Consider the following 1,693-nt stretch of genomic DNA (forward strand, 5'->3'; position numbering starts at 1 on the left):
CGCATCGACCCGAATGACATCCGGCGCGGCATCGCCACCTGGATGGCCAAGGGCCTCCACCCCTCCACGCTCCCCTCCGTCGTCAACGAGGTCATGAACGCCGGTTCGACGCCGCAGCGCCCCGGCCCGCCCTCCGGCGAAACCGTCTTCGACCGGGCCCGCGCACGTGCCGCCGCCCGCGCCGCCCAGCACCAGGAAGGACAGACCCCGTGACCGAAGAAGAAGCGGTTCAGATCGCCGAGTACGTCGCCGCGGCCTGCCCCGCACAGCGGTTCAACGAGTTCACCCCCGACGTCTGGGGCGAGATCCTCAAGCCGTACGCGGTCGCCGAAGCCCGCACCGCCGTCATCGCCGTCGCCCGCCGCCAGCGCTGGATCAGCCCCGCCGAGATCGTCGACGAGATCAAGGCCCGTCGCGAGGAGCGCATCGAGCTGGCGCACGTCGTCTACGACGGCGACCCGAGCGAGACCGGCGCGCAGTCCGCCGTGTCCCGCCGCGCCCTCGTCCGCGCCGCCGCTGACGGACAACTTCCGCCCCGAACCCCGTCCGTCGCCCTCGGTACCGTCGACCGCCTCGCCCTTCCGCCGGGCGAGCCCGGCCCGTACACCAACCGCATCGCTGCGGCCCGCGCCGCCGTCAGTCAGGCCGTCCCCACCGCCCGCGAAGGCATCGTCAACCCACGCGCAATCAGCTGCCGAATTTGCCAGGCCCTTCCCGGGGCCAGCTGCGAAGTTCGTGGCCGCCGGATGCGAGACGTCCACCCCGGCCGCCTCGACGACGCCAAGCGCCGCGCCGCCGGGCTCCCCCCGATCGACCCCGTCGAAGAGGCCCGCGAGCAGGAGCGTCGACTCGCTGCCTCCGCGCACGCAGTCGCCCGCGCCACTGCGCGTCAGACCCCCGCCTTCGAGGACGTCACCTGATGCCCCGCCACGTCCCCACACGGCTCTCCGTCCGTTGCCCCTGGTGCCACGCCCCCACCGGCGAACCCTGCACCGTGCCCAGCAACGGCCGCCGACTCCCCACCCCGCACGACGCCCGCCTGACCGCAGTCAGTACCGACGTAGAAGCTCCGCCCGCCCACCAGGACCCACCATGACCACCCGAACCTTCACCTGCACCGACTGCCACCGCCCCATCCGCTGGACCATCACCCAGGCCGGGAAGCGACTGGCCGTCGACCCCACCCCCGACCCTGCGGGCAACACCGCGGTCTGGCGCGACGGCACCGGCGCCTGGTGCTCCCGCCGCCCCACCCTCGAACTCCCGCTCTGCGGGTGGGAACGCCTCCACAAACCCCACGTCGCCACCTGCCCCACACGGCAAGCCGAGCCCCCACTGCCGGCAGGCGTCACGCGTCTCGAAACCCACCGCAAGTCCCGTAGGAGATATTCATGAACCGCCGCCGACTCTCGGCCCGCGAAATCGAAGTGATCGCCCACATCGCCCAAGGCCACAACAACCAGCAGACCGGCGAGGCTCTCGGCATCAGCCCCCTCACCGTCAAAGCACACCTGCGACGCGCCTTCCGCGTCCTCCGCGCCCGTGACCGTGCCCACGCTGTCGCCATCACACTTCGGACCGGAGTCCTCAGAGTGGAAGGCATCCAGCTTGTGGCCGTTACATCGCAGCGGACTACCCTCAGGCCCACTGGGGGTGCCCGGTGAGCGCCCGCGAGGACCAGTCACCCGCCCGT

At 72.0% G+C, this 1,693-nt stretch carries 4 protein-coding genes and 1 pseudogene; all 5 read left to right on the forward strand.

All coding sequences use genetic code 11. The features are described 5' to 3' along the window. A pseudogene (locus NBG84_RS40230) lies at window positions 1–213 on the forward strand (hypothetical protein); the annotation flags it as partial. Further along, window positions 210–920: a zinc finger domain-containing protein gene (locus NBG84_RS40235; protein ID WP_250924704.1), complete on the forward strand. Its 711-nt coding sequence runs from the start codon at window positions 210–212 to the stop codon at window positions 918–920. The pseudogene NBG84_RS40230 and the gene NBG84_RS40235, both read left to right, overlap by 4 nt. Continuing rightward, window positions 920–1,096, forward strand: coding sequence for a zinc finger domain-containing protein (locus NBG84_RS41775; protein WP_425608792.1), 177 nt, complete (start codon window positions 920–922; stop codon window positions 1,094–1,096). The genes NBG84_RS40235 and NBG84_RS41775 overlap by 1 nt, the downstream gene beginning before the upstream one ends. Then, a complete protein-coding gene (locus NBG84_RS40240; protein WP_250924705.1) occupies window positions 1,093–1,395 on the forward strand; it encodes a hypothetical protein in 303 nt (100 codons plus the stop codon). The genes NBG84_RS41775 and NBG84_RS40240 overlap by 4 nt, the downstream gene beginning before the upstream one ends. Then, window positions 1,392–1,664: a response regulator transcription factor gene (locus NBG84_RS41780; protein ID WP_425608793.1), complete on the forward strand. Its 273-nt coding sequence runs from the start codon at window positions 1,392–1,394 to the stop codon at window positions 1,662–1,664. Before NBG84_RS40240 ends, NBG84_RS41780 begins: the two co-directional genes overlap by 4 nt. Window positions 1,665–1,693: the final 29 nt, after the last annotated feature.

The organism is Streptomyces albipurpureus, assembly GCF_023701525.1.
In the GTDB taxonomy this organism is placed as follows: Bacteria; Actinomycetota; Actinomycetes; order Streptomycetales; family Streptomycetaceae; genus Streptomyces; species Streptomyces albipurpureus.